A 21,104-nucleotide genomic window follows, 5' to 3' on the forward strand; every position below is an offset into this window, starting at 1 on the left:
CCGTCAGGCAGCCGACACCGCCGTGCCAGGATCGCCCTCCTCGCCCTTCCGGGCGTCGGCGGCACCCGCCGCCTCGGCCTCCTCGCGCTCCAGCACGCGCTGCATGGCCGCGATGGCGCATTCGATCTGGCCGTCGTCGGGCTCGTTAGTGGTGAGGTACTGCATCTGCATGCCGGGCCACAGCACCACCTTCACCAGCGGGTTCTCGGGGTGGCTGCCCGCCCAGCGCACGGTGATCTCGTAGGAGATGCCGGCGATGACCGGCATGAGCAGGATGCGCACGAGTATGACCAGCGCGAGCTTCGGCGCGCCGTCGGGCACGCCCCAGGCCGCGATGAGCCCGTTGATGGGCGTGACCGTGTACACCAGGATGGCGATGATCATGACCATGATGAGGAACGCCGTGCCGCAGCGCACGTGCAGGCGCGGGAAGCTGCGCGCGTTCTCGGGGGTGAGGGGCAGGCCGTGCTCGTAGCAGTGGATGGTCTTGTGCTCGGCGCCGTGATAGCCGAACATGCGCTTGATCTCGGCCATGCGCCCGATGAGCCACAGGTAGAACACGAACACCGCCACGCGAAGGAGGCCGTCCACGACGTTCCAGAGCACGGTGTTCTGGTCGTACTCCCCCACGATGAGGTTCGTGACGAAGGCGGGCGCCACGATGAACAGCACCACGCCCAGCACGAGCCCGAGCACCATGGACACCGCCATGGCCCCCTTGCCGAACTCCGCCTCCTCGTCGAGGAAGGACTTCTTCTCGGGCTCCGCGGCGCAGGGGCGTCCGCCGTCCAAGGCATCGGCATCGCCGCTGCCCTCAGCGTCAGGCCCGCCGACAACCTCGAGCGACGTCTGCGCCCCGAGGGCGTCCATCATCGTGCCCGGCCGCCCGAAGTCGTCCTTCCAAGAAAAGCCCTTCCCCTCATCGGCGAGGGAGCCGCCCGTGCCCCCTTCGACGTCCGATACCGCAGCATCCGCATCGGAAGGCTCGCCGCCAGCATGCACCCCCTCGACCGCCTCGGAGCGGAGGGAGCGGGAGGGGCCTGGGGCGAGTTCCGCACGAGCCGGACAGCCCAGCGGGCTGTCCGTGCGAGCAGGACTGCCCGAGCCACAGGCCCCTCCCGTTCCCTCCGCGGTCTCGCAGGTAGGAGCGGCCGCCTCGCCAGAATCATCTTCCGCAAACGCATGCTCCGCCGCGATCTCGAGCGCCTTGAACCCCAGCACGAGCGACTCGACGAGCGCCCTGCAGCCGCGCACGAGCGGCCAGTGCAGCCAGCCGTTCTTCGCGCGCCCGCTCGCCAGGTCATGCTCCTCCACGTAGATTCCGCCCGCCGGCTCGCGCACGGCCACCGACCAGTTGTACTTGCCGCGCATCATGATGCCCTCGATGAGGGCCTGCCCGCCCACGTGCGTCTTGCGCGCGCCGTCCTCGGAGAATGCGCGCGAGAGGTCGCTCTTCTCTTCGCCCATGCTAGCCCCTCTTCACGCGCGGATACGGGTTTCCGCAGGTCATCTTCCCCTCGGGGCAGGTGCCGCCCACACAGGGGGCGCCGGCGTCCAGGAAGATGAACGGCGCCGTGGGACGCGCCAGCTCAAGCATGCGGTGCGCCATGTCGCGGATCTCCCACTGGGCGCGGTTGCAGCAGCGCAGGGAGAAGAAGTGCAGCAGCTCGCGCACGTTCATGGTGATGACGATCTTCGTCTCGGCCGCGTTCGGCAAGAGGTAGCGCGCATCCTCGGCCGGCACGCCCGCATCCAGCAGCTTCCCGTACGCCTCGACGGCGGCGGCGATGGCCTGGTCGAACACCGAGCTCGCCTCCTCGCTCGCCGCGACGCTCTCGGGCTTCACCGTGGCCACGCCGTCCGCGAACCTCACATAGCGCTGGCTCTGCTGGTTGAAGCTGGCAATACGGTGCCGCACCAGCTGGTGCGTGAGCGCGCGCGACACGCCGTCCACCGCGAAGGTGTAGCTGGCGTGCTCGAGCGTGGAGAAGTGGCCGCTGCCCATGATGGTGGAGAGCACGCTGCGCACGCGCTCCTCGGGCATGGTCTCCATGAGCTCGGCGGCGCCCACGGGCGCGTAGCACAGGCGCGCCGCCGTGGCTATGGCGCGCTCGGGGTCGGGAGTGTGGTACAGAAGTTCGACGTGCATGGGTCGGATACTCCTCAATTCGGGATAATTTTGACGATACGGCTCGTTTCGGCGCTGTCTTTCGCTAGTATGGTAACCGATGCCGAGAACCCGCGATGCGAAAGGCTTCCCTATGGTCGAAAACTCCATCCACGAAACGCCCGACGGCTCCCACCCCGACAAGCCCGCAACCACCTTCACGCCGCTGCTCACCACGCACGACTGGAACGAGGAATGGAAGGAGCTGCAGAAGGCCCGCCGCGCCGCGGACGACGCCTCGCACTGGGACAAGCGCGCGGCCACGTTCGGCTCGAAGGACGCCCCCAACCCCTACGTAGAGCGGTTCCTGGACCTGGCGGGCATCCGACCGGGCGAGTCGGTGCTCGACATGGGCTGCGGGACCGGAGCGCTGTCGGTGCCGCTGGGCGCGGCAGGACACCCCGTGGTGGCCGCCGACTTCTCGCAGGGCATGCTGGGCGTCTTGGAGGGCGAGCTCGCTGAGCGCGGCATCGTGTCCGTTACGCCCAAGCTCATGAGCTGGGAGGACGACTGGGCCGCCCACGGCGTGCTCCCCGGCTCGGCCGACGTGGCCGTGGCCTCGCGCTCCATAGCCACCGCCGACCTGAAGGACTCGCTCATGCGCCTGACCGACGCGGCGCGCCGTCGCGTGTGCATCACGCTGCCCACCGGCGGCTCACCGCGGACCGACGAGCGCGTGCTCACCGCCCTCGGCCTGCAGAACCAGCTGGGCCGCGACTACCTCTACGCGTTCGCCATCCTTGCAGAGGAGGGCCTGAAGCCCGAGGTGTCCTACATAGAGAGCGCGCGCCCCGACACGTTCGACACGCCCGAGGAGGCCTACGAGACGTTCTCACGCATGGTGGACGACACCGTGGGATCCCTCGTCACCACCGCGGAGCGGGACGCCGCCCTCGCGCGCCTGCGCCCCTGGCTCGCCGACAACCTCGTGGAGAACCCCCGCGCCGGCCAGCCCGGCCGGAAGGGCGAGCCCGAGAAGCGCCTCGCCCTGCGCGAGCCCCGCAAAGTCACCTGGGCGTTCATCGCCTGGGACAAGTAGCGGAAACCTGCTCAGGAAAATCGCCGACCAGCCGCACGGCTTCCCCATCGGGCAGAAAGCAATGCGGCGAGCGAACGGTGCGCTCGCCGCATTGCCTCAACAGCGCCCTCCGCGCGGGCGATCCGCAATACGTCTCTGCAGGGGGTTCCTTACAGCTCCACCCGCTCGAACATATCCTTTCCCACACCGCACACGGGGCACACGAAATCGTCGGGCAGCTCCTCGACGTACTCCATATGGCCGCACACGGTGCAGCGCCAGGCTATCTTCGGCTGACCCGGTTCGGCGGCGGCCGCCTCGGCAGAGGCGTCGGCCGGCAGGGGGGCGCCTACGGCGTCGGGCAGGAAGCTCGAGGCCTTCGGCGGGGTCTTGCCGCCCTTCACCTGGTGGTAGTAGGCATAGGTCATGGGCTCGCAGGAAAGCAGCTTCTCAGCCTCCTCCACCTCGCCCACGAACAGGACATGCGTGCCCAGGTCGATCTCCTGCACCACGCGCGCCGAGTAGTGCGCGCACGCATGCTCGGCCACGTAGGGCAGGCCGGCGGCGTCGAAGGCGTGCTCGCAGGCGGCGAACTTGTCCAAGTCGTCACTGCAGTGGAAGCCGAACGTGCCGATGAGCTCCATGGGCGCATCCTGTGCCAGGCACGTGGCCGAGAAGCGGCCCGCAGCGCGGATGACGCCGGTGGTGGCGTTCCCCTTGTTCAGCGCCACGCTCACCTGCAGCGGCGACGAGGTTACCTGCTGGAACGTGTTGGCCACGCAGCCGGCCGCGCGGTCTGCGTCCTTCGACGAGATCACATAGAGCCCGTAGCTCAGGCTGAAGAACGCGGTTTGATCGATCATGGTGCGCCTTTCCGCCGCGGCGCGCTCGCGCCCGGCTTGCGATAAGACCTTCGGATGCCTCTCTGAAACCTAATGATACTAGTTATCGATAAGGGAAGCAAGGCCGAACGCGCGGCGGACGGCCTTGCGCGCCCCGTCGCCGGGCGCGAGCGCCTCGCAGCCGCCCCATGCCGCGGCGAAGCGCTCCTCGGCGCGATCGCGCAGCCGCGCGCGCACCACGACGAGCGCATGCGCGCACCCGGGGACCGGCCCCCGTTCCACCAGGTCCAGCGCGGCGGTCAGCCCGCATCCGCGCTCCAGCTCCAAGCGCCCGAGCTCGTCCACCACGAGCAGCCAAGGGCGCGCGGCAGCCACGGTTCTCCACGCCGCAGGAATGCATGCGTTTTCCCCTGCCGCGGGCGCAGCCGCGCCTCCCTCGCCTTCCTTACGAACAAATGTTTCACGTGAAACATGTGCCGCTTCCTCGAACGGCCGTCCATCCGGCGACCGTTTTTCGGAATACGGAAAATTCACGGCAGCGTCGGACGCCCGTTGTCCGGAGCACGTGGAAACCGCAGCGCCATCGGGCGTCCGCCGTTCGGGGAAGGTCGATTTCGCCAGCATCTCGAAGTGCGCGTTAACGCGCGCGAGAGATTCCCCGGATATCTCCCATGCCAGCTGCGCCGCCGCGCTCTGGCTGGCCGGGTTCAGCTGGCCGTCGCGCTCGGCGAGGTCGCGGCGACGGGCGAAGCGCAGGCGCTCGCCCTGGGGCAGCAGCACGTTGTCGATGCCCAGCTTCTCGTAGGCCCCCTCTCCCGATCCGAGCGGATGCGGGCCGCCATCGTCCCCGTCCTCGCGCGGGCGCCACACGCCGGGCGCCAGCACGCCGCGGCTCTCCACGCCGTCGGCCGCCAGCTCGGCAACCAGACGCTCGAGCCAGCGCGTCTTGCCCGACTGCACGTCCCCCGTCAAGATGAACAGCATCGCATCCCCTTCCTCGCGCCGCCCTCGCCCTGCATTTATTTCTCCTTGACTCTGTATTATACTCTATTGAAGATATGGATAGGGCCGCCGTGAACGGCCCCGAAGGAGGCGCCATCCGGCGGCTCCGCACGAGAGAGAGGAACGGTACGACCATGGGATGCCCCGAGAAAGACTGCTGCGCGAACAACCCCGGCAACGACGTTATCAGCTTCCCCGGCACGCACGGCCACGACACGCCGTGGAAGTTCTACAACCACCTGATAGGGCACGTTCCCGAGGACCTGGTCGTCCGCGACTACTGTTTGGGCACGCACTGGTCCTACGTGGAGGCGGACTGCGGCATGGGCATCAGCTTCACCTGCAAGGGTGGCGCCAAGCGCAAGCACACGATGGACCTGCGCGGCCTGCCGCTGCGCACCGTGGCGGAGCTGACGAAGTCGTGGTGCTTCGAGGAGGCCACGCTCGGCGTGGCGGCCCTCAACGCCTACTACGCGCAGAAGCCCCTGCTCGACCCGCTGGGCGCCGTGTACGATCCGCCCGTAGAGCGCTCCGAGCGCGGCTCGCGCGGAGGCGTGCCGCCGCGCGACGCCTTCGAGCAGTACCGCCCGCGCATCGAGGCCGCCGGGGCGGCCCGCGGCGGGGACGGCCGAGCCCGCGTCACCGTGGTCGGCCATTTCCCGCACGTCGACCGCATCGCCGAGTACGCCGACCTCACCGTGCTTGAGCGCAACTGCACGCAGGCCCTCGACACGCCCGACCCCGCCTGCGAGTACGTGCTGCCGAAAAGCGACTACACGTTCATCACCGGCGTCACCATCATCAACAAGACGGCCCCGCGCCTGCTCGACCTCACGAGGAACGGCACCACCGTCATGGTGGGCCCGAGCGTGGTCATGTCGCCGTTCCTGTTCGACTGGGGCGTGGAGATGCTGGCCGGCAGCGTGGTGGCCGACCCCGACAAGGCCCGCTTCGCCGTCCAGAACGGAGCCGGCCAGTTCTTCGGCGAGGCGCTGCAGATGATGTCCATCACCCGGCCAGGGGCGTAGGCGGGGCCCGCGCGCTCCCAGCGCGGGCGTACCGGCCTTGCAGGCCGCCCATCGGCGAACCCTCCCGCCGGACAAAGGAAAGTTCGTTCATTATTTCAAACGAATGCTCCGACTCCCCCTTTGACGCATAGTCGATGATCGCGGTCGTACCGCATGCGCAAAGCGCTTTGCTCGCGCATGCGGCGACTCAATATATGATCGAAAGGGTAATGGACAAAAAGGCTCGGTAATCTATAGATTCTGGGCGGGAATCAAGGAGTGGTGAATGCGGCGTTTGCGAAACACCTGGTAGCAAGCCCGGTGTTTTAACTATCTTTTATCCAGAATAACGAAAACTGCCCCTTTTTGTCCACGGCACCGCGTACCCCGCGCGTTAGGCAGCTGTTTCGAGGGCCACTGCGCGCGAAGGTCGGCAGATTGCGCTAATCACTGATTGTGCGTCAAAGGGGCAGTAAGAGCGGGTGTTTTGAATATAGCGCCCCTTTCGCATCGACCCCCTTCCCGCCATTTTCCATCGTCTTCCAATTCCCGATTTATATATTCCCAATTGATAATATTCATTTTTTAGGATATATTGGTTATGGTATTATTCTTATTTCAGTCTATAGGGGGCGGGGACGATCGGGGCTCTTGAGCATACCTTCAGGGGAGACGAGGGCGCCTCTGATGCTGGAAGCATCAGAGGCGCCGAGGGGGTACCCCCTCGGCGCGCGGACGAAACCGCCCGCCACGCCACGTGCGACGCATCTCGCGAAACCTCCCGCGACGATGCCCACGCAGCCCGATGCGCCTCGCGCAACCAGCGGCGGCGCGCGGCCATCGTCCTCGTGGCGCTCGGCGTGCTCGTGGTCGCGTCCACGCTCGCCTCGCTCATGCTCGGCCGCTTTCCCATCACGCCGGCCGAGGCCGGGGGCATGCTGGCGAACCTGGTAGTGCCCATCGAGCCGTTCTGGACCGCCCAGCAGGAAACGCTGTTCTTCCAGGTGCGCCTGCCGCGCATCGCGCTCGCGCTGCTCGTGGGCTGCTCGCTCGCGGCCGCCGGCGCGGCGTTCCAGGGCACGTTCCAGAACCCGCTCGTGTCACCGGACATCCTGGGCGCCTCGCAGGGCGCGGCGTTCGGCGCGGCCGTGGCCATCCTCCTGGGACTCGGGGCCTTCGGCATCTCCGCGTTCGCGTTCGCGGCGGCCATCGTCACCGTGATGCTGGTGCTCTTGGTAAGCAGCCGCGCCAAGGGCAACCACATGATGGTGGTGGTGCTGGCCGGCGTGATGATGAGCTCGCTTCTGCAGGCGGCCGTGTCCTACACCAAGCTCATCGCCGACCCCACCGATCAGCTGGCGGCCATCACCTACTGGCTCATGGGCAGCCTCACCGGCGCGAAGCCCGCCGACCTGGCCATGGCCGCAGCGCCCATGGCAGCCGGCCTCCTGGTCCTGTTCGCCCTCCGGTGGCGCATCAACATCCTCACCATGGGCGACGACGAGGCGTCCACCATGGGCGTGAACGCGCAGCGCGTGCGCATCGTGGTCATCTTCGCGGCCACCCTCGTGACGGCCGCCAGCGTGGCGGTCACGGGCATGATCGGCTGGGTGGGCCTCGTCATCCCCCATTTCGCCCGCATGGTCATCGGCTGCGACTACCGCAAGCTCCTGCCGGCCAGCATGCTCATGGGCGCCAGCTTCCTGCTCGTCGTGGACGATGTGGCGCGCCTTGCCACCACCTCCGAGATACCCATCGGCATCCTCACCGCCTTTATCGGCGCGCCGTTCTTCCTGTACCTCATCACGAGGAAGAAGCAGCTATGAGCATCGACGTCGAGCACTTGAGCTTCTCGTACGGGCGCCGCGAGGTGCTGCACGACCTGACGTTCTCCATCCCCGACAACACGCTGGTGAACGTGCTGGGTCCGAACGGCGTGGGCAAGTCCACCCTGTTCCGCTGCATCCTGTGCCTGAACAGGAACTGGGAGGGCGGCATCACGGTGAACGGCAAGGACCTGCGCGCCCTGTCCATCCGCGACCGCGCCTCCGAGATAGCCTACATCCCCCAGTCGCACGCCCCCGTGTACAACTACGAGGTGCTCGACGTGGTGCTCATGAGCGCCGGCGGCCGCGTGGGCCTGTTCGGCACGCCGAAGCGCGGCCAGGTGGACCAGGCGTGGAACGCGCTCGAGCGCATCGGCATCGCGCACCTGGGCCACCGCCCCTACACGCAGATCTCCGGCGGCGAGCAGCAGCTCGTGCTCATCGCACGCGCCATCGCGCAGAACGCGCGCACCATCATCATGGACGAGCCCACGAGCGCGCTCGACTACGGCAACACCGTGCGGGTGCTGTCGTGCGTGCGGCAGCTGGCCCGCGAGGGCCTGAGCATCGTGCAGTCCACGCACCAGCCCGACCAGGCGTTCCTCTACGCCGACCAAACCCTCGTCATCCACGAGGGCCGCGTCTTCGCGCACGGCGACCCGAAGGACGTCATCACGCGCGAGCTGGTGAGCACCATCTACGGCGTGGACGTGGAGGTCAACTCCCTCTATGGCGACAAGGTGCGCGTCTGCGTGCCCGTGCGCGAGATACAACGATAGATTCCAGGAAAAGGGAACGAAAGGGAAAGGAAGGCACATGGAAGGAACGAGGATATCCAAACACGCACGGCTCGTGCGGCTGCTGGCCGCTTGCGCGCTCTGCCTGGGGCTGGCGTTCGCATTCGCCGGCTGTTCCAGCGGCGGCAATGGGAGCACATCGGGAGGCGGCGACGCCAAGAGCGACCAGGCGGCTGTGGACGCCACGCGCACGTTCACCGACTCGGCCGGACGCACGGTCGAGGTGCCTGCGCAGCTCGACCGCATCGCCCCGGCCGGCCACACCGCCACGCAGGTCCTGCTGACGATGGCCCCCGAGAAGCTGGTCACGCTCTCGCAGGAGCTCACCGACGACCAGGTGAAGTACCTGGGCAGCAACTACGCCGACCTGCCCGTCACCGGGGCCGCGTTCGGCGCCAAGGGCGACCTCAACAAGGAGGCCGTGGCCGCGGCCGGCGCGCAGATCCTCATCGACACCGGCGAGGCCAAGGACGGCATCAAGGAGGACCTCGACACGCTGCAGGAGCAGCTGGGCATCCCCGTCGTGTTCGTGGAGACCACCATGGACACCTACGGCGATGCCTACGAGATGCTCGGCGAGCTCCTGGGCATGGAGGATCGCGGCGCGGAGCTGTCCGATTATTGCAAGAAGGCGTACGACGAGACCGTGTCCGTGATGGCGGGCATCCCCGACGACCAGCGGGTGCGCGTGGCCTACCTGCTGGGCGACAAGGGCACGAACACCATCGCCAAGGACTCCTACCAGGGCCAGGTCGTCGACCTTGTGGCGAGCAACGTGGCCGACCTCGGCAAGGTGTCGGGCAGCGGCAGCGGCACCGAGATCAGCCTCGAGCAGCTCTCCCTCTGGGACCCCGAGCTCATCCTGTTCCAGGAGGGCAGCATCTACGACACCGTGGGCAGCGACCCGGCCTGGGCCGACCTCACGGCGGTAAAGGACGGGAACTACTACGAGGTGCCCGGCGCGCCGTGGTGCTGGCTCAACAACCCGCCGACCGTGAACCAGGTGCTGGGCATGCAGTGGCTGCCCCGCCTGCTGTATCCCGACCAGTACGACGACGATATGTACGACACCGTGGCGGGCTACTTCAAGACGTTCTACGGCTACGACCTCTCGCAGGCCGAGTTCGACGAGATCGCCGCGCACGCGCAGACGAAGTAAACGGCTTCCCTCCCCTCCTTCGGAAGCAGAAGCGCCCGGCCGATGGCCGGGCGCTTCCGTTCGGTGCGATGTCTCGTGCGGAGGCGCGCGCTACTCGGCAGCCTTCTCCTCGGCCGGAGCCTCCACGAGCGCGTCCACGGCGGCGACTTCCTCGGCCGTGGCCTCGGGGGCGGCATCCTCGGCAGGGGCGGCAGCCTCGGCCTCGGCGGCCTTGGCGGCATCGCGCTCGGCCTTCTTGGCGAACTCCTCGGCGCGCTTGGCCTTCTCGGCAGCCTTCGCCTCGCGCTCGGCCTTGCGCTTTGCCTCGGCCTCGGCGACGGCTGCGGCCTTGGCGGCCTTCTTCGCAGCCTCGCGCTCGGCCACGGTCTCCTTGGCGGCACCGAACTTGTCGGCGAAGCGCTGCACGCGTCCGCCGGTGTCAACGAAGCGCTGCTGGCCGGTGTAGAACGGGTGGCACACGTTGCAGATGTCGATCTTCAGCTCCGGCTTCGTCGACATGGTGGTGAACGTGTTGCCGCAGCTGCACTTCACCGTGCACTCGACGTATTCCGGATGAATTCCCTGTTTCATTTGGTTCTCCTTAGACAGGCCTTGGTTTCCGACCAAGGCGAAGACAAGCCTTTGCATGATAGCACAGTCGGAACGCTCACGCGAGGGAAAACAGGCAACGCGCACAGCGGAATCCTACCCCTCCAGGAACTCCCCGTTGATCGGCAGGTGGTACGTTTCCGCAATGGCGCGCAGGCCGGCGTCGGGGATCGTGTTCGGGAAGGCATCGCTGCCGCCGTTGAGCAGGCGCGCCTGCGCGTACACGGCGGCGGCCTTCTCCACCGTGTGCATGAGGCCGAACGTGGCGTCGAAGTCCGCGCCCGAGCAGAACAGGCCGTGCTGCGCCCACACGCAGGCCGGGTAGCGCCCCATGAGCTCGGCGGTGGCCTGCGCTATGTCCGCGCCGCCCGGCACCATCCACGGCACGACGCCCAGGCCCTCGGGGCAGGCGATCACGCACTCGGTCATGGCCTTCCAGAGCGCGCGCGTGAACGTGCGCGCGTCGAGCGGCATCACAGCCGACAAGGCCACCACGTTCACCGGGTGCGCATGGTAGAGCACCCGGGCCGCGCCCGCCGTGGCGGCGGCGCGCTTCTCGTGGATGAGCACATGGCTGGCCAGCTCGCTCGTGGGCATGCCGCCCTCCTTGAAGCCCCACACGATGCGCCAGGCGTCGCCCTCGTCGTTCAGCTCCACGATGCCGAGCGTGGCGTCCGGGTCGAGCGCCACGTTGCGCATGAACGCGCCGGCGCGTGTGACCAGGAAGAACGAGCGGCGCATGCCCGGCGCGGCAAGCCCCAGCGGCACCCACGAGCTGGCCGTGTCGTAGAAGAACGAGCGGCAGGACGCCACGTCCTCCGGCGTGAGGCGGTACGTCGCGTTGCCGCCGTTGCGCTCGTGCCAGCCTTGCTCCCAGCCGTCGTTGCACAGCCGCACGAAGCCCTTCACGAAGCCCTGCTGCTCCACGGCCACGCCCGACACGGCGCCCTTCGCCACCGAGACGCCGCGGTCGATCACTTCTTGCGCATTGTCGAAAAAGCCCATGTCCTGCTCCTTGTCCGGCCGCCCGCGGCGGCCCTCGTCTGCAGGCGCGCCCGCAGCCCGCGCCCTCGGCGCGAACCGGGCCGCCCGCGCGTCCTAGTCCTCCCGGATCTGCACCACGTACATGGCATTCGTGGCCGCCACGTCGGTGCGCCCGCAGCCCACGTCCTCCAGCGGGCTCGTGGCGCGGTCGCCCGCCGTGAACACGGCGATGTCGCCGGGCGCCACCAGGCCGCGCTCCAGCACCTTGGCCCGCGCGTTCTCCACCACATGCTGCATGTCGCCCTGCACGTCGCCCAGCATGGGCGTGACGCCCCAGCTCAGCTGCTGCTGGCGCATGACGCGCGGAAACGGCGTGACCGCGTAGATGGGCACGCGCGGGCGCAGGTTCGACATGAGCCGCGCCGTGCGCCCCGACATCGTGGGCGCCACGATGCACGAGGCTCCCAGCGTCTCGGCGGCCTGCACGGCCGCCATGCCCACGGCCAAGGCCACGCGCGCATGCTCGCGGCTGCGGTCGGGCGCGGCCTCGTCGTGCAGGTACGGCTCGCTCGCCTCCGCCACCTGCGCCATCATGCGCACGGCCTCCACCGGGTAGCATCCCGACGCCGTCTCGCCCGACAGCATGACGGCATCGGTGCCGTCATACACGGCGTTGGCCACGTCGCCCACCTCGGCGCGCGTGGGGCGCGGGTTACGCACCATGGACTCCAGCATCTGGGTGGCCGTGATCACGGGCTTCGACGCGCGGTTGCACGCGCGGATGATGTTCTTCTGGATATGGGGCACGCGCCAGGCGGGCACTTCCACGCCCAGGTCGCCGCGCGCCACCATGACGCCGTCGGCGGCCTCCAGAATGGCGTCGAAGTTCTCCACGGCCTCAGAGCATTCGATCTTCGCGACGATCCTGATGCCCTCGCCGCCGTGCCCGTCCAAGAACCGGCGCACGGCCCGCACGCCGTCGGCGTCGCGCACGAACGACGCGGCCACGAAGTCGATGTCCTGCCCGATGCCGAACAGCAGGTCGGCGCGGTCCTGGTCAGTGAGCGCCGGCAGGGGAAGCGCCGCGCCCGGCACGTTCACGGACTTGCGCTCGCCGAGCATGCCCGCGTTCCTCACGATGCAGCGGATGTCGGTGCCGTCCACGTCCTCCACCTCGAGCTCCAAGAGCCCGTCGTCCACGAGGATGGACGTGCCCGCCCCCACGGCCGCGGCCAAGCCCGGGCAGCTCTGCGAGACCAGCTGGGGCGTGCCCTCCACCGCGCGCTCGGTGAGCACGATCCGGCTGCCGGCCGCAAGCTCCACCGGGCGGCCTCCCGCCAGGCGGCCGGTGCGGATCTCCGGCCCGCGCGTGTCCAGCAGCATGGCGCAGGGCGAGTCCAGCTCGCCGCGCACCTTGCGCAAACGCTCCATGCGCGCGCGGTGCTCGTCGTGCGATCCGTGCGAGAAGTTGAAGCGCGCGACGTCCATGCCCGCCCCCATCAGGGCGCGCAGCGACGCCTCGTCGTCCACCGACGGACCCAGCGTGCAAACGATCTTCGTGCGCCTTGCCATGCTGCTCCTTCCGCCATGCGGTGCCCGGACCGGACCCTGCACGTTGCATGATACCGCGAACCCCGCCGCGCGTCCGGGCGGCGGCCGAATCGGAAGCGGAGTTTCACAAAGGGAAAGCGCGAGCGCCCGCCCCGCGCGGTGCGGGACGGGCGCTCGATGCGGCTTGGGAAGCGGGGCCTAGACCTCGGCCACCCACAGGCCGTGGATGTTGCAGTACTCGTACACCTTCACCGGCTCGTCGCCCTCGGCCACGGCGAAATCGGCCACGGGAGCGTCCTCGGGCGTGAGCTGCACGAACTGGTAGCCGTTCTTCGTCTGCAGGCACACGAACGTGATGTAGTGCTCCGGCGTCATGGGATGCAGCGTGCTGCCCACCTGCACGTGGACGTTCGAGCCGTCCACCTTCACGTCGGGCACGTGCTTCTCGAGCGCGGCGTCGGTCGTGTTGGCGACAAGCTCCTCCATCTGCTCGCCGCAGCATACCAGCGGCACGCCGGAGTCGAACGGCTTGACGGCGATGTTGCCGCAGTGGCGGCAATGGTAGAATTTGAGCTCCATGGTTCCCCCTTCGAGGTCGTTCCCGACCGCAACCACCGCCTGCGCGGGGCCCGACCGGGCTTCAGGTTCGTTCCTTGATGGCACGCCTTATATGTTACTCGCCTTGTGGCAATTCAGGAAGACCCTGTTGCGGCTTCTTCATCCGAAGCGCATAAACGAGCACGCCGATTCCCACGAGCACGAGCGGGACGGACAAAAGCTGGCCCATGGTCAGCCAACCGCCCCACAGGTATCCTAGCTGCACATCGGGCTGGCGCACGAATTCGATGGCGAACCGACAACAACCGTACATAATAAGGAACACGCCCAGGAACGTGCCGCGCGGACGCGGCGGGAGCCTGCGCGAGAGCAGGAACAGCACGGCGAAGATGAGCACTCCCTCCAGCAGCGCCTCGTAGAGCTGGGAGGGGTGGCGCGGCATGGGGCCCGCGGCCCCGCCGAACACGACGCCCCATGGCAGGTCGGTGGGGCCGCCCCACAGCTCGCCGTTCACGAAGTTCGCCAGGCGGCCGAAGAAGAGCCCGATGGGAGCCGCCACGCAGCCCAGGTCGGCCAACGTGAGGTACGGGATGCCCGTCATCTTCGCGGCCGCTATGCCGGCGAGGAGCGCTCCCACGAGCCCGCCGTGGAAGCTCATGCCGCCATGGTTGAACGCGAGCACCTCGAGGGGGTTCTGCAGGTAGAACTCCAGGCCGTTGCCGTAGAACAGCACGTATCCCAGCCTACCGCCCGCCACGACGCCGATGATGACGCAGAACATGATGGTGAGCAGCGCGTCGGCGTCCACGCGAATGCGCCAGCGCTTGGCCAGCCGCCAGATGAGCAGGGCGGCGCACACGAACCCCGCCACGTAGGCGATGCCGTACCACCGCACGGTGAACGGCCCCGCCGAGAACAGGACGGGGTCGAGATTCCAGTAAAGGTCGTTGAGCATAGGATTCCTTTGCCTTGCCGATCGCCGGCCCTGCGGCGCCGGCGGAAGGCTCCGCCGCGTGCGGGCCCGCCCCGACGCGCAGCCGGGCGCGTGACGTTACTCGCGGCCCATGCCCGCGCCCACCTCGATGGCGGCGAACCGCACCTCTTCGCGCAGCTGGGAGGGGATGGTCTGCATGCTGGACACCTTGGCGCCGCACGAGGGGCAGCGCAACGTGAACATGGCGAGGTCCGCGCGCACGACCATCATGGAGTCGTAGCAGCACACGTCCAGATCGGACGCGCCGCACGCCGGGCAGGTAATCGTCTGACTCATGCGCCTCACGCTCCTTCGCCTTGCCGGGTCCGCCAATGAAACCCATTGTAGCAGACTTCCCCGAGGCCGAACGTCACGCGCCGACCACGCTTTCGAGGAAATAGGCATGCACGCGGTCGTCGTCGGTGAGCTCGGGGTGGAACGCCACGGCCAGCGCGCGACCTTCGCGCACGGCAAGCGGCTCGCCGTCGTCGCCGGCGGCGAGCACCTGCACGCCCGGCCCCAAATCGGCGAAGCGGGGTGCGCGGATGAAAACGGCCTTCACCGGGCCTCCCGCCACCCCGTCGAACGGCACCGCCGTCTCGAACGAGTCGATCTGCCGGCCGTAGGCGTTGCGCCGGATGCGCACGTCCATGAGGGCGAGCGGCTCCTGGTCGGGGCGCGCGCCTTCTATGTCGCGCGCCATGAGGATGGCGCCGGCGCACGTGCCGAACACGGCCATGCCGGCCGCATGCGCGGCGCGCAGCGGCTCGTACAAGCCGTGGATGGCCAGGAGCTTCGCGATGGCCGTGGACTCGCCCCCCGGTATCACGAGGCCGTCCAGCCCATCCAGCTCGGCCGGCCAGCGCACGAGGCGCGTGTCGGCCCCCAGCCCTTCGAGCATGCGCCGATGCTCGCGGAAGGCGCCCTGCAGAGCCAGGACGCCGATGCGCTTCGTCGTCATGCGAGCCTTACCAGCCGCGTCCGGCCATGAGCTCGTTCTCGGGGATGTCCGAGATCTCGATGCCCACCATGGCCTCGCCCAGGTTGCGCGAGACGCGCGCGATGGTGTCGGGGTCGTCGTAGTTCGTCGTGGCCTCCACGATGGCGCGGGCGCGCTTGGCCGGGTCGCCCGACTTGAAGATGCCGCTGCCCACGAACACGCCGTCGCAGCCCAGCTGCATCATGAGCGCCGCGTCGGCGGGCGTGGCGATGCCGCCGGCGGAGAAGTTCACCACGGGAAGGCACCCGTGCTCGGCCACCCACTTCACCAGCTCGTAGGGCGCCTGCAAGTCCTTTGCGGCGGTGAACAGCTGCTCGTCGCGCAGGCCCTTGATGCGGGCGATGTCGGTGGTCACGGTGCGCATGTGGCGCACGGCCTCCACCACGTTGCCCGTGCCCGGCTCGCCCTTCGTGCGGATCATGGCCGCGCCCTCGGCGATGCGGCGCAGGGCCTCGCCCAGGTTGCGGGCGCCGCACACGAACGGCACGTCGAAGTCCCACTTGTTCACATGGTACTCGTCGTCGGCCGGCGTGAGCACCTCGCTCTCGTCGATGAAGTCGACGCCGAGGCTCTGCAGCACCTGGGCTTCCACGAAGTGCCCGATGCGGCACTTCGCCATGACGGGGATGGACACGGCTTCCACGATGCCCTCGATCATGGTGGGGTCGCTCATGCGCGCCACGCCGCCGTGGGCGCGGATGTCGGCCGGGACGCGCTCGAGGGCCATAACGGCCACCGCTCCCGCATCCTCGGCGATCTTCGCCTGCTCGGGGTTCACGACGTCCATGATGACGCCGCCCTTCATCATCTCCGCGAACCCGGTCTTAACCTTCAGCGTGCCCTGCACCTGCTCGGTCATGCTTCCTCCTGTTTCCATCGTTGGCCCTGCGTGCAACGCGGCCGCCCTCCCGGGCGGCCGCGCGTTCCTGCCTTGCTCATGATACCCCAAACGCCGCATGCGGACAGCGGGAACGGCGTCCCGCCGTGCAAGCGGCAGCCGCGGCCCGCCTTACAGCAGGAAGCGGTTCGGGTTGCCGGCGCGCGGCCCGTCCTCGGGCGCGTCGGCGATGTCCGGGCCGTGCTCCAGGAAGTGCTCGCAGAAGCGGCACACCTCCTTCACGGCCGCATCGTAGTACCGCTCGGGGTTGAGCAGCACCGCGAAGTCGGTCGCCACCACGTGCGTCGGCCGGTCGCAGGCGGCGTAGTGGCAGTCGGCCGGGCACGGCTCGCCGGGCGTGTTGTGCGGGCAGCGCGACATCATCTCTTCGTCGCACCCGCGCCGCTCCCAACAGTTCGCCATGGCCCCGGTCCCTCCGTTCTAGCCTTCGTGGACGGCGACGACCTTCGTCACGCCGGGCACGCGCTCCTTCAGGATGCGCTCCACGCCGTTCGCCAGCGTCATCTCGGACATGGGGCAGCCCTTGCAGGCACCCTGCAGCTCCACCGACACCACGCCGTCCTCGTCCACATCGACGAACCTCACGTCGCCGCCGTCGGCCTGCAGGCTGGGGCGGATGAGCTCGAGCACCGCCGCCACGTCGTTCTTGTCTACCATGAAAAGCTCCTTCGTCGAAATGATGTTTCTCGGGTGCCGATTCTACCATAGCGCGGCGGGCGCGACGCGCTCGGTGCCGTAAATGCACGCGGGCGACACCGACCGGCCGGCCGCGTTCCGGGACGGGTGGCTGCAAGGCATGCGGGAGCAACGCATCGAGCGGCCCGAAAGGCGGCGGGGCCGTCGCTGGGAGCAAGTCGCAGGCACCGGAGCCAGCCGCGTCGCGCCCCGCCTACGCCACGGGCTTCCAGTCCCTGCCGATGATCACGAGCACATCGGTCTCGTACTCGTAATAGCCCGCGCCCACGATAGCCCGGCCTGTGCCCAGAGCGCGCACCACTTCCTCGGCCTGCTCCTTGTGCTCCTCGCCGTCATACACCACGAGCGTCTCGGGGAACTCGGAGCTGTCGGCGTTGCCCGTGCCGGCCACGTTGAACCCGTCGGCCGCCAGGATCTCTCCCACCTGGGCCGCCCCGCCCGTTATGCCCGCGCCGTTGCGAACTTCCAGCTTGAAGCTGCCGCGGTCGACCTGCGCATACGCGCCCTCGTCCACAACGGGCGGCTGACCTGCGTCAACCAGCTCCATCATGCCCGCCCACGCGTCGCTCGAAGCCACGTAGCGGGTCGCGCCGTCGCGTGTGGCCTCGTAACCGGGCACGAGCGCCCCCTGCACGCTCGCGGCATCGATGCCGCCCAGCGCGCCAGCCAGCTTGAGGGCGTCCACAGCCGCAACGTCGGTATGGAACGAGCCGCCCACAGCGTCCAGCTGCGTGGCGAACGCCAAAGCGCCGCCGTCCTCGAGCATGCGCGCGGCCAAGGACGCCAGGAACTCACGCTGGTTCCGCGCCTGATCGTCGATCCCGTTCGAGAAGTTCCGCGCACGCAGGAACGTGACGGCCGCATTGCCGTCGAGCGTCTGCACGCCGGGGGCCAGGTAGACGTCGCCTGCCGCAGGGTCGTCCACCTCCTGCGCCACGTCGACCTCTATGCCCCCCAAATGATCCACCAGGGAGGCGATGCCCGCCGCATCGGTCTTCGCGTAGTGCGCGATGTCCACTCCCGCGAAACCGGCCACCGCCGACACGAGCGCCGCATCGCCCTGCGCCGCGGCCTCTCGCAGGGGATGCACCTTGCCGTCCTTGAGCGTGACCTGCAAGTTCGCCGGAATCGAGACGAGCGTGACCGCACGGGAGGAAGCGTCCACGCGCGCGAGCACGAGCGCGTCGGGGCCCTCCTGCTCCTGCGTGGCCGTGGCGGCGCCCAGGTCGGCCGCGAGCAGGGCGTACCAGGCGCCCTCTTTCGGCGCCGTGAGGGCGGCCTTCGCGTCGGAGTCGCCCAGCCCCATCTTCCCGTCCACCGAGCCGAAGAACGTGGCCAGCCCCACGCCGCCGGCGACTGCGGCCACCACCGCGACGGCGATGACGGCGGCCACGATGCGGCGGACGCGCGCCTTGCGCTGCAGCTCTTGGGCGATGTCGCGGCGCCCCACGCGGCGGCTGTAGTCCGACGAGGTCTCGCGCGTGGCCGTGGAGGGCAGCAACGTGTCCACCACGCCGCGCGCGGCGCGCTTCTTCTTGCGCGTGCTGGAGAAGCCCACGGCATCGGCGTTCATGCGGGCCGATGCCGGGCGGATGCGCCGCGGCACGTGCGTGCCGAGCATCGCCGACCTCATGCGGTGCGACGTGAGCTTCGATTGGGCTGCGGTGAAGCCCTTCTTGCGCCTAGCCATGCAACGGCCCCGCTAGCACGCCGGCAGCGCGTCGTCTATCGTCACGCGCTCGATGTCGGCGCCGAGCAGGCCCAGCTTGCCCACGTAGTCCTCGTAGCCGCGGTCGATATGGCGGATGTCGTGCACGCGCGTCTCCCCCTCGGCCGAGACGCCCGCCAGCACGAGCGCCGCGCCGGCACGCAGGTCGGTGGAGGACACGTCGGCACCCTGCAGCCCATCCACGCCGCGCACGAGGGCATGATGGTCCTCGATGACGATGTCGGCGCCCATGCGCATGAGCTCGCTGGCGAACATGAAGCGGTTCTCGAACACGTTCTCCGTGATGACGGATGTCCCCACGGCGCGGGCCGCCAGCAGCATGAACTGCGCCTGCAGGTCGGTCGGGAAGCCGGGGTGCGGCAGCGTCTGCAAATCGATGGGCGCGAGCGGCCCCTCGCGCCGCACGGTGATCCAGTCGGCGCCGGCCTGCACGTCGCAGCCCATGGCCTCCAGCTTCATGAGCGCCATGCGCAGGTACGACGGGTCGATGCCGCGCACCGTCACCGGGCCGCCCATGAGCGCGCCGCCGGTGAGGAACGTGCCGGCCTCTATGCGGTCGCCCACCGTGGTGTGCTCGCAGGGATGCAGGCTCTCGACGGGCACGCCCTCCACCTCGATGAGCGACGAGCCGCCGCCGGACACGCGCGCCCCCATGGCGTTCAGCATGTTCGCCAAGTCGACGATCTCCGGTTCGCGCGCCGCGTTCTCCACGGTGGTGGTGCCCTCGGCTGCCACGGCGGCCATGAGCAGGTTCTCCGTGGCGCCCACGCTGGGGAAGTCCAGCACGACGTGCGCGCCGGTCAGGCCGTGCGGCGTGGTGGCCTCCAGGAAGCCGTGGTCCACCACGAATTCCACGCCCAGCGCCTCCAGCCCCACGAGGTGCATGTCGATCTTGCGGGCGCCGATCTGGCAGCCGCCCGGCATGGCGACGCGCGCCTGGCCGAACCGCCCGATGAGCGGGCCCAGCACGGCGATGCTCGCGCGCATCTTCGACACCAGCTCGTAGGGGGTCTCCCACTTGTCCACGGGGCCGGTGTCCACCACGAGCGTGTGGCCCTCGCGCTCAACGCGCGCGTTCAGGCATCGCAGCACCTCGGACATGATGGCGATGTCCGAGATGAGCGGCACGTTGTGGATGGCGGTGGTTCCACCCCCCAGCAAGGCGGCGGCCATGAGCTTGAGCGCCGAGTTCTTTGCGCCCGACACGGGAACCTCGCCGGTCAGCACGCCCGTGCCCTGCACGATGATGATTTCTTCAGCCATGGATTGTCCTTCGCACCCGGCTCGAAGGCGGCCGGGCATCGCTCGTCTATCGTCCACGCGCCGTTGCCCCGGCGCCGTTTGCAGCACCCTGCCATTATAGAAAGCGAAGGCCCGCACGAAGCGGGCCTTCACAGCGAAAGCAGAAGAGCAGATGGGCCGCGGTCGATGCGGGGCCTTACGCCTCTTCGCCCAGCACGAAGCGCTTGAAGTCGACGATGCCGATCGTGCCGCCGAGGTTCTTTGCGACCTCGTCGGTGTACTCGGACACGCTCTGATCCGGGTTCTTCACGAAGGCCTGCTCGGTGAGGGTGCTCTCCTTGAAGAACTTCTCCAGGCGGCCGGTGGCCATCTTCTCCTGGATAGCCTCGGGCTTGCCGGACTCGGCGGCCTGGGCCATGTAGATGGCCTTCTCGTGCTCGACGATGGCCGGGTCGACGGCATCGCGGTTCGCGGCGACCGGGGACGCGGCGGCCACCTGCATGGCGATGTCGCGGCCGTAGGCCTTGAAGCCGTCGGACGCGGGGTCGATGCCCTCCACGTCGAACTGCACGAGCACGCCGATCTTGCCGCCGCCGTGGATGTAGGACGACACGGCGCCGCCCTCGACGAGCGCGAAGCGGGACAGCTGGATGTTCTCGCCCAGCGTGTGGATGGCGTCGGTCACCACGGCCTCCACCGTCTCGCCCTCGGCGTCGGCGGCCTTGAGGGCCTCCAGGTCGGCGGGCTTGGCGGCCAGGGCGGCCTTGGCGATCTTCTCGGCGTAGGCCTTGAACTTGTCGTTCATGCCCACGAAGTCGGTCTCGCAGTTGAGCTCCACGACGGCGCCCGTCGTGGCGTCGTCGGAGACGATGGCCATGACCGTGCCCTCGTTGGTGGCGCGGCCGGCCTTCTTGGCAACGGCGGCCAGGCCGCGGGTGCGCAGGACGTCGACGGCCTTTTCCAGGTCGGCCTCGGCCTCGACGAGCGCCTTCTTGCACTCCATCATGCCGGCGCCGGTCATCTCGCGGAGTTCCTTGACCAGGGAAGCGGTGATCTCAGCCACGTTG

At 68.7% G+C, this 21,104-nt stretch carries 22 protein-coding genes; 5 read left to right on the forward strand and 17 right to left on the reverse strand.

Annotation, left to right across the window (positions count from 1 at the left end):
• Positions 1–3: 3 nt before the first annotated feature.
• Together K9U15_RS05050 and thyX are read right to left on the reverse strand one after the other, a co-directional pair.
• Complete coding sequence (locus K9U15_RS05050) at positions 4–1,467, reverse strand: DUF1385 domain-containing protein (protein ID WP_123673578.1); 1,464 nt, start codon at positions 1,465–1,467, stop codon at positions 4–6.
• A 1-nt stretch (position 1,468) separates the two neighbouring features.
• Positions 1,469–2,149 (reverse strand): FAD-dependent thymidylate synthase, encoded by a 681-nt coding sequence (gene thyX / locus K9U15_RS05055; RefSeq protein ID WP_096228162.1) that lies wholly within the window; start codon positions 2,147–2,149, stop codon positions 1,469–1,471.
• 112 nt (positions 2,150–2,261) lie between these two features.
• Here thyX and K9U15_RS05060 point away from each other — a divergent pair, with 112 nt between their 5' ends.
• On the forward strand, positions 2,262–3,206 hold the full coding sequence (locus tag K9U15_RS05060) for a class I SAM-dependent methyltransferase (protein ID WP_123673580.1): 945 nt from the start codon (positions 2,262–2,264) through the stop codon (positions 3,204–3,206).
• 149 nt (positions 3,207–3,355) lie between these two features.
• Here K9U15_RS05060 and K9U15_RS05065 read toward each other — a convergent pair whose 3' ends face one another.
• Both K9U15_RS05065 and K9U15_RS05070 read right to left on the reverse strand, forming a co-directional pair.
• Positions 3,356–4,048 carry a flavin reductase gene (locus K9U15_RS05065; protein ID WP_087191006.1) on the reverse strand — a complete coding sequence of 231 codons (693 nt, stop codon included), beginning with the start codon at positions 4,046–4,048 and terminating at the stop codon, positions 3,356–3,358.
• 78 nt (positions 4,049–4,126) lie between these two features.
• Positions 4,127–5,011: a hypothetical protein gene (locus tag K9U15_RS05070; protein WP_301155703.1), complete on the reverse strand. Its 885-nt coding sequence runs from the start codon at positions 5,009–5,011 to the stop codon at positions 4,127–4,129.
• Between the two features lie 152 nt (positions 5,012–5,163).
• Here K9U15_RS05070 and K9U15_RS05075 point away from each other — a divergent pair, with 152 nt between their 5' ends.
• From K9U15_RS05075 to K9U15_RS05090, 4 genes are all read left to right on the forward strand, one after another.
• Positions 5,164–6,057 carry a DUF364 domain-containing protein gene (locus K9U15_RS05075; RefSeq protein WP_301155704.1) on the forward strand — a complete coding sequence of 298 codons (894 nt, stop codon included), beginning with the start codon at positions 5,164–5,166 and terminating at the stop codon, positions 6,055–6,057.
• A gap of 839 nt (positions 6,058–6,896) precedes the next feature.
• The gene (locus K9U15_RS05080) at positions 6,897–7,862 is read left to right on the forward strand and encodes an iron ABC transporter permease (RefSeq protein WP_227115518.1); all 966 of its coding nucleotides are present in this window, start codon (positions 6,897–6,899) and stop codon (positions 7,860–7,862) included.
• Positions 7,859–8,641 (forward strand): ABC transporter ATP-binding protein, encoded by a 783-nt coding sequence (locus tag K9U15_RS05085; RefSeq protein WP_096228157.1) that lies wholly within the window; start codon positions 7,859–7,861, stop codon positions 8,639–8,641. The genes K9U15_RS05080 and K9U15_RS05085 overlap by 4 nt, the downstream gene beginning before the upstream one ends.
• A gap of 37 nt (positions 8,642–8,678) precedes the next feature.
• Positions 8,679–9,818, forward strand: a complete 1,140-nt coding sequence (locus K9U15_RS05090) for an ABC transporter substrate-binding protein (RefSeq protein ID WP_096228156.1) — start codon at positions 8,679–8,681, stop codon at positions 9,816–9,818.
• Between the two features lie 90 nt (positions 9,819–9,908).
• Here K9U15_RS05090 and rpmE read toward each other — a convergent pair whose 3' ends face one another.
• The 13 genes from rpmE to tsf all read right to left on the reverse strand — a co-directional run bounded on the left by rpmE (position 9,909) and on the right by tsf (position 21,100).
• Positions 9,909–10,388: a 50S ribosomal protein L31 gene (gene rpmE, locus K9U15_RS05095; protein WP_096228155.1), complete on the reverse strand. Its 480-nt coding sequence runs from the start codon at positions 10,386–10,388 to the stop codon at positions 9,909–9,911.
• Positions 10,389–10,502: 114 nt separating this feature from the next.
• The gene (rhaD, locus tag K9U15_RS05100) at positions 10,503–11,411 is read right to left on the reverse strand and encodes a rhamnulose-1-phosphate aldolase (RefSeq protein WP_096228154.1); all 909 of its coding nucleotides are present in this window, start codon (positions 11,409–11,411) and stop codon (positions 10,503–10,505) included.
• A 93-nt stretch (positions 11,412–11,504) separates the two neighbouring features.
• Positions 11,505–12,962 (reverse strand): pyruvate kinase, encoded by a 1,458-nt coding sequence (pyk, locus tag K9U15_RS05105; RefSeq protein ID WP_227115517.1) that lies wholly within the window; start codon positions 12,960–12,962, stop codon positions 11,505–11,507.
• A gap of 177 nt (positions 12,963–13,139) precedes the next feature.
• Positions 13,140–13,520, reverse strand: coding sequence for a desulfoferrodoxin family protein (locus tag K9U15_RS05110; RefSeq protein WP_087191057.1), 381 nt, complete (start codon positions 13,518–13,520; stop codon positions 13,140–13,142).
• A 94-nt stretch (positions 13,521–13,614) separates the two neighbouring features.
• Positions 13,615–14,454 carry a prolipoprotein diacylglyceryl transferase gene (gene lgt / locus K9U15_RS05115; RefSeq protein ID WP_096228152.1) on the reverse strand — a complete coding sequence of 280 codons (840 nt, stop codon included), beginning with the start codon at positions 14,452–14,454 and terminating at the stop codon, positions 13,615–13,617.
• 96 nt (positions 14,455–14,550) lie between these two features.
• A complete protein-coding gene (locus K9U15_RS05120; protein WP_087191016.1) occupies positions 14,551–14,769 on the reverse strand; it encodes a UDP-N-acetylmuramoylalanyl-D-glutamate--2,6-diaminopimelate ligase in 219 nt (72 codons plus the stop codon).
• 73 nt (positions 14,770–14,842) lie between these two features.
• Positions 14,843–15,433, reverse strand: a complete 591-nt coding sequence (pdxT, locus tag K9U15_RS05125; protein ID WP_096228151.1) for a pyridoxal 5'-phosphate synthase glutaminase subunit PdxT — start codon at positions 15,431–15,433, stop codon at positions 14,843–14,845.
• 7 nt (positions 15,434–15,440) lie between these two features.
• The gene (pdxS, locus tag K9U15_RS05130) at positions 15,441–16,331 is read right to left on the reverse strand and encodes a pyridoxal 5'-phosphate synthase lyase subunit PdxS (RefSeq protein ID WP_087191018.1); all 891 of its coding nucleotides are present in this window, start codon (positions 16,329–16,331) and stop codon (positions 15,441–15,443) included.
• Positions 16,332–16,481: 150 nt separating this feature from the next.
• Positions 16,482–16,772, reverse strand: coding sequence for a hypothetical protein (locus tag K9U15_RS05135; RefSeq protein WP_087191019.1), 291 nt, complete (start codon positions 16,770–16,772; stop codon positions 16,482–16,484).
• A gap of 18 nt (positions 16,773–16,790) precedes the next feature.
• On the reverse strand, positions 16,791–17,027 hold the full coding sequence (locus K9U15_RS05140; protein ID WP_015540363.1) for a NifU family protein: 237 nt from the start codon (positions 17,025–17,027) through the stop codon (positions 16,791–16,793).
• Between the two features lie 232 nt (positions 17,028–17,259).
• Entirely contained in the window at positions 17,260–18,756 is a 1,497-nt protein-coding gene (locus K9U15_RS05145; RefSeq protein ID WP_157005737.1) for an LCP family protein, read from the reverse strand.
• Positions 18,757–18,768: 12 nt separating this feature from the next.
• Positions 18,769–20,058, reverse strand: a complete 1,290-nt coding sequence (murA, locus tag K9U15_RS05150) for a UDP-N-acetylglucosamine 1-carboxyvinyltransferase (RefSeq protein ID WP_096228149.1) — start codon at positions 20,056–20,058, stop codon at positions 18,769–18,771.
• A 175-nt stretch (positions 20,059–20,233) separates the two neighbouring features.
• The gene (tsf, locus tag K9U15_RS05155) at positions 20,234–21,100 is read right to left on the reverse strand and encodes a translation elongation factor Ts (RefSeq protein WP_041239727.1); all 867 of its coding nucleotides are present in this window, start codon (positions 21,098–21,100) and stop codon (positions 20,234–20,236) included.
• Positions 21,101–21,104: the final 4 nt, after the last annotated feature.

It is taken from the genome of Gordonibacter sp. RACS_AR68 (assembly GCF_030418485.1).
In the GTDB taxonomy this organism is placed as follows: Bacteria; Actinomycetota; Coriobacteriia; order Coriobacteriales; family Eggerthellaceae; genus Gordonibacter; species Gordonibacter urolithinfaciens.

Excerpts from the sequence above, each read along its gene's own strand:
- K9U15_RS05050 (WP_123673578.1), bottom strand. The coding sequence starts at position 1,467 with ATGGGCGAAGAGAAGAGCGACCTCTCGCGCGCATTCTCCGAGGACGGC.
- thyX (WP_096228162.1), bottom strand. The coding sequence starts at position 2,149 with ATGCACGTCGAACTTCTGTACCACACTCCCGACCCCGAGCGCGCCATA.
- K9U15_RS05060 (WP_123673580.1), top strand. The coding sequence starts at position 2,262 with ATGGTCGAAAACTCCATCCACGAAACGCCCGACGGCTCCCACCCCGAC.
- K9U15_RS05065 (WP_087191006.1), bottom strand. The coding sequence starts at position 4,048 with ATGATCGATCAAACCGCGTTCTTCAGCCTGAGCTACGGGCTCTATGTG.
- K9U15_RS05070 (WP_301155703.1), bottom strand. The coding sequence starts at position 5,011 with ATGCTGTTCATCTTGACGGGGGACGTGCAGTCGGGCAAGACGCGCTGG.
- K9U15_RS05075 (WP_301155704.1), top strand. The coding sequence starts at position 5,164 with ATGGGATGCCCCGAGAAAGACTGCTGCGCGAACAACCCCGGCAACGAC.
- K9U15_RS05085 (WP_096228157.1), top strand. The coding sequence starts at position 7,859 with ATGAGCATCGACGTCGAGCACTTGAGCTTCTCGTACGGGCGCCGCGAG.
- K9U15_RS05090 (WP_096228156.1), top strand. The coding sequence starts at position 8,679 with ATGGAAGGAACGAGGATATCCAAACACGCACGGCTCGTGCGGCTGCTG.
- rpmE (WP_096228155.1), bottom strand. The coding sequence starts at position 10,388 with ATGAAACAGGGAATTCATCCGGAATACGTCGAGTGCACGGTGAAGTGC.
- rhaD (WP_096228154.1), bottom strand. The coding sequence starts at position 11,411 with ATGGGCTTTTTCGACAATGCGCAAGAAGTGATCGACCGCGGCGTCTCG.
- pyk (WP_227115517.1), bottom strand. The coding sequence starts at position 12,962 with ATGGCAAGGCGCACGAAGATCGTTTGCACGCTGGGTCCGTCGGTGGAC.
- K9U15_RS05110 (WP_087191057.1), bottom strand. The coding sequence starts at position 13,520 with ATGGAGCTCAAATTCTACCATTGCCGCCACTGCGGCAACATCGCCGTC.
- lgt (WP_096228152.1), bottom strand. The coding sequence starts at position 14,454 with ATGCTCAACGACCTTTACTGGAATCTCGACCCCGTCCTGTTCTCGGCG.
- K9U15_RS05120 (WP_087191016.1), bottom strand. The coding sequence starts at position 14,769 with ATGAGTCAGACGATTACCTGCCCGGCGTGCGGCGCGTCCGATCTGGAC.
- pdxT (WP_096228151.1), bottom strand. The coding sequence starts at position 15,433 with ATGACGACGAAGCGCATCGGCGTCCTGGCTCTGCAGGGCGCCTTCCGC.
- pdxS (WP_087191018.1), bottom strand. The coding sequence starts at position 16,331 with ATGACCGAGCAGGTGCAGGGCACGCTGAAGGTTAAGACCGGGTTCGCG.
- K9U15_RS05135 (WP_087191019.1), bottom strand. The coding sequence starts at position 16,772 with ATGGCGAACTGTTGGGAGCGGCGCGGGTGCGACGAAGAGATGATGTCG.
- K9U15_RS05140 (WP_015540363.1), bottom strand. The coding sequence starts at position 17,027 with ATGGTAGACAAGAACGACGTGGCGGCGGTGCTCGAGCTCATCCGCCCC.
- K9U15_RS05145 (WP_157005737.1), bottom strand. The coding sequence starts at position 18,756 with ATGGCTAGGCGCAAGAAGGGCTTCACCGCAGCCCAATCGAAGCTCACG.
- murA (WP_096228149.1), bottom strand. The coding sequence starts at position 20,058 with ATGGCTGAAGAAATCATCATCGTGCAGGGCACGGGCGTGCTGACCGGC.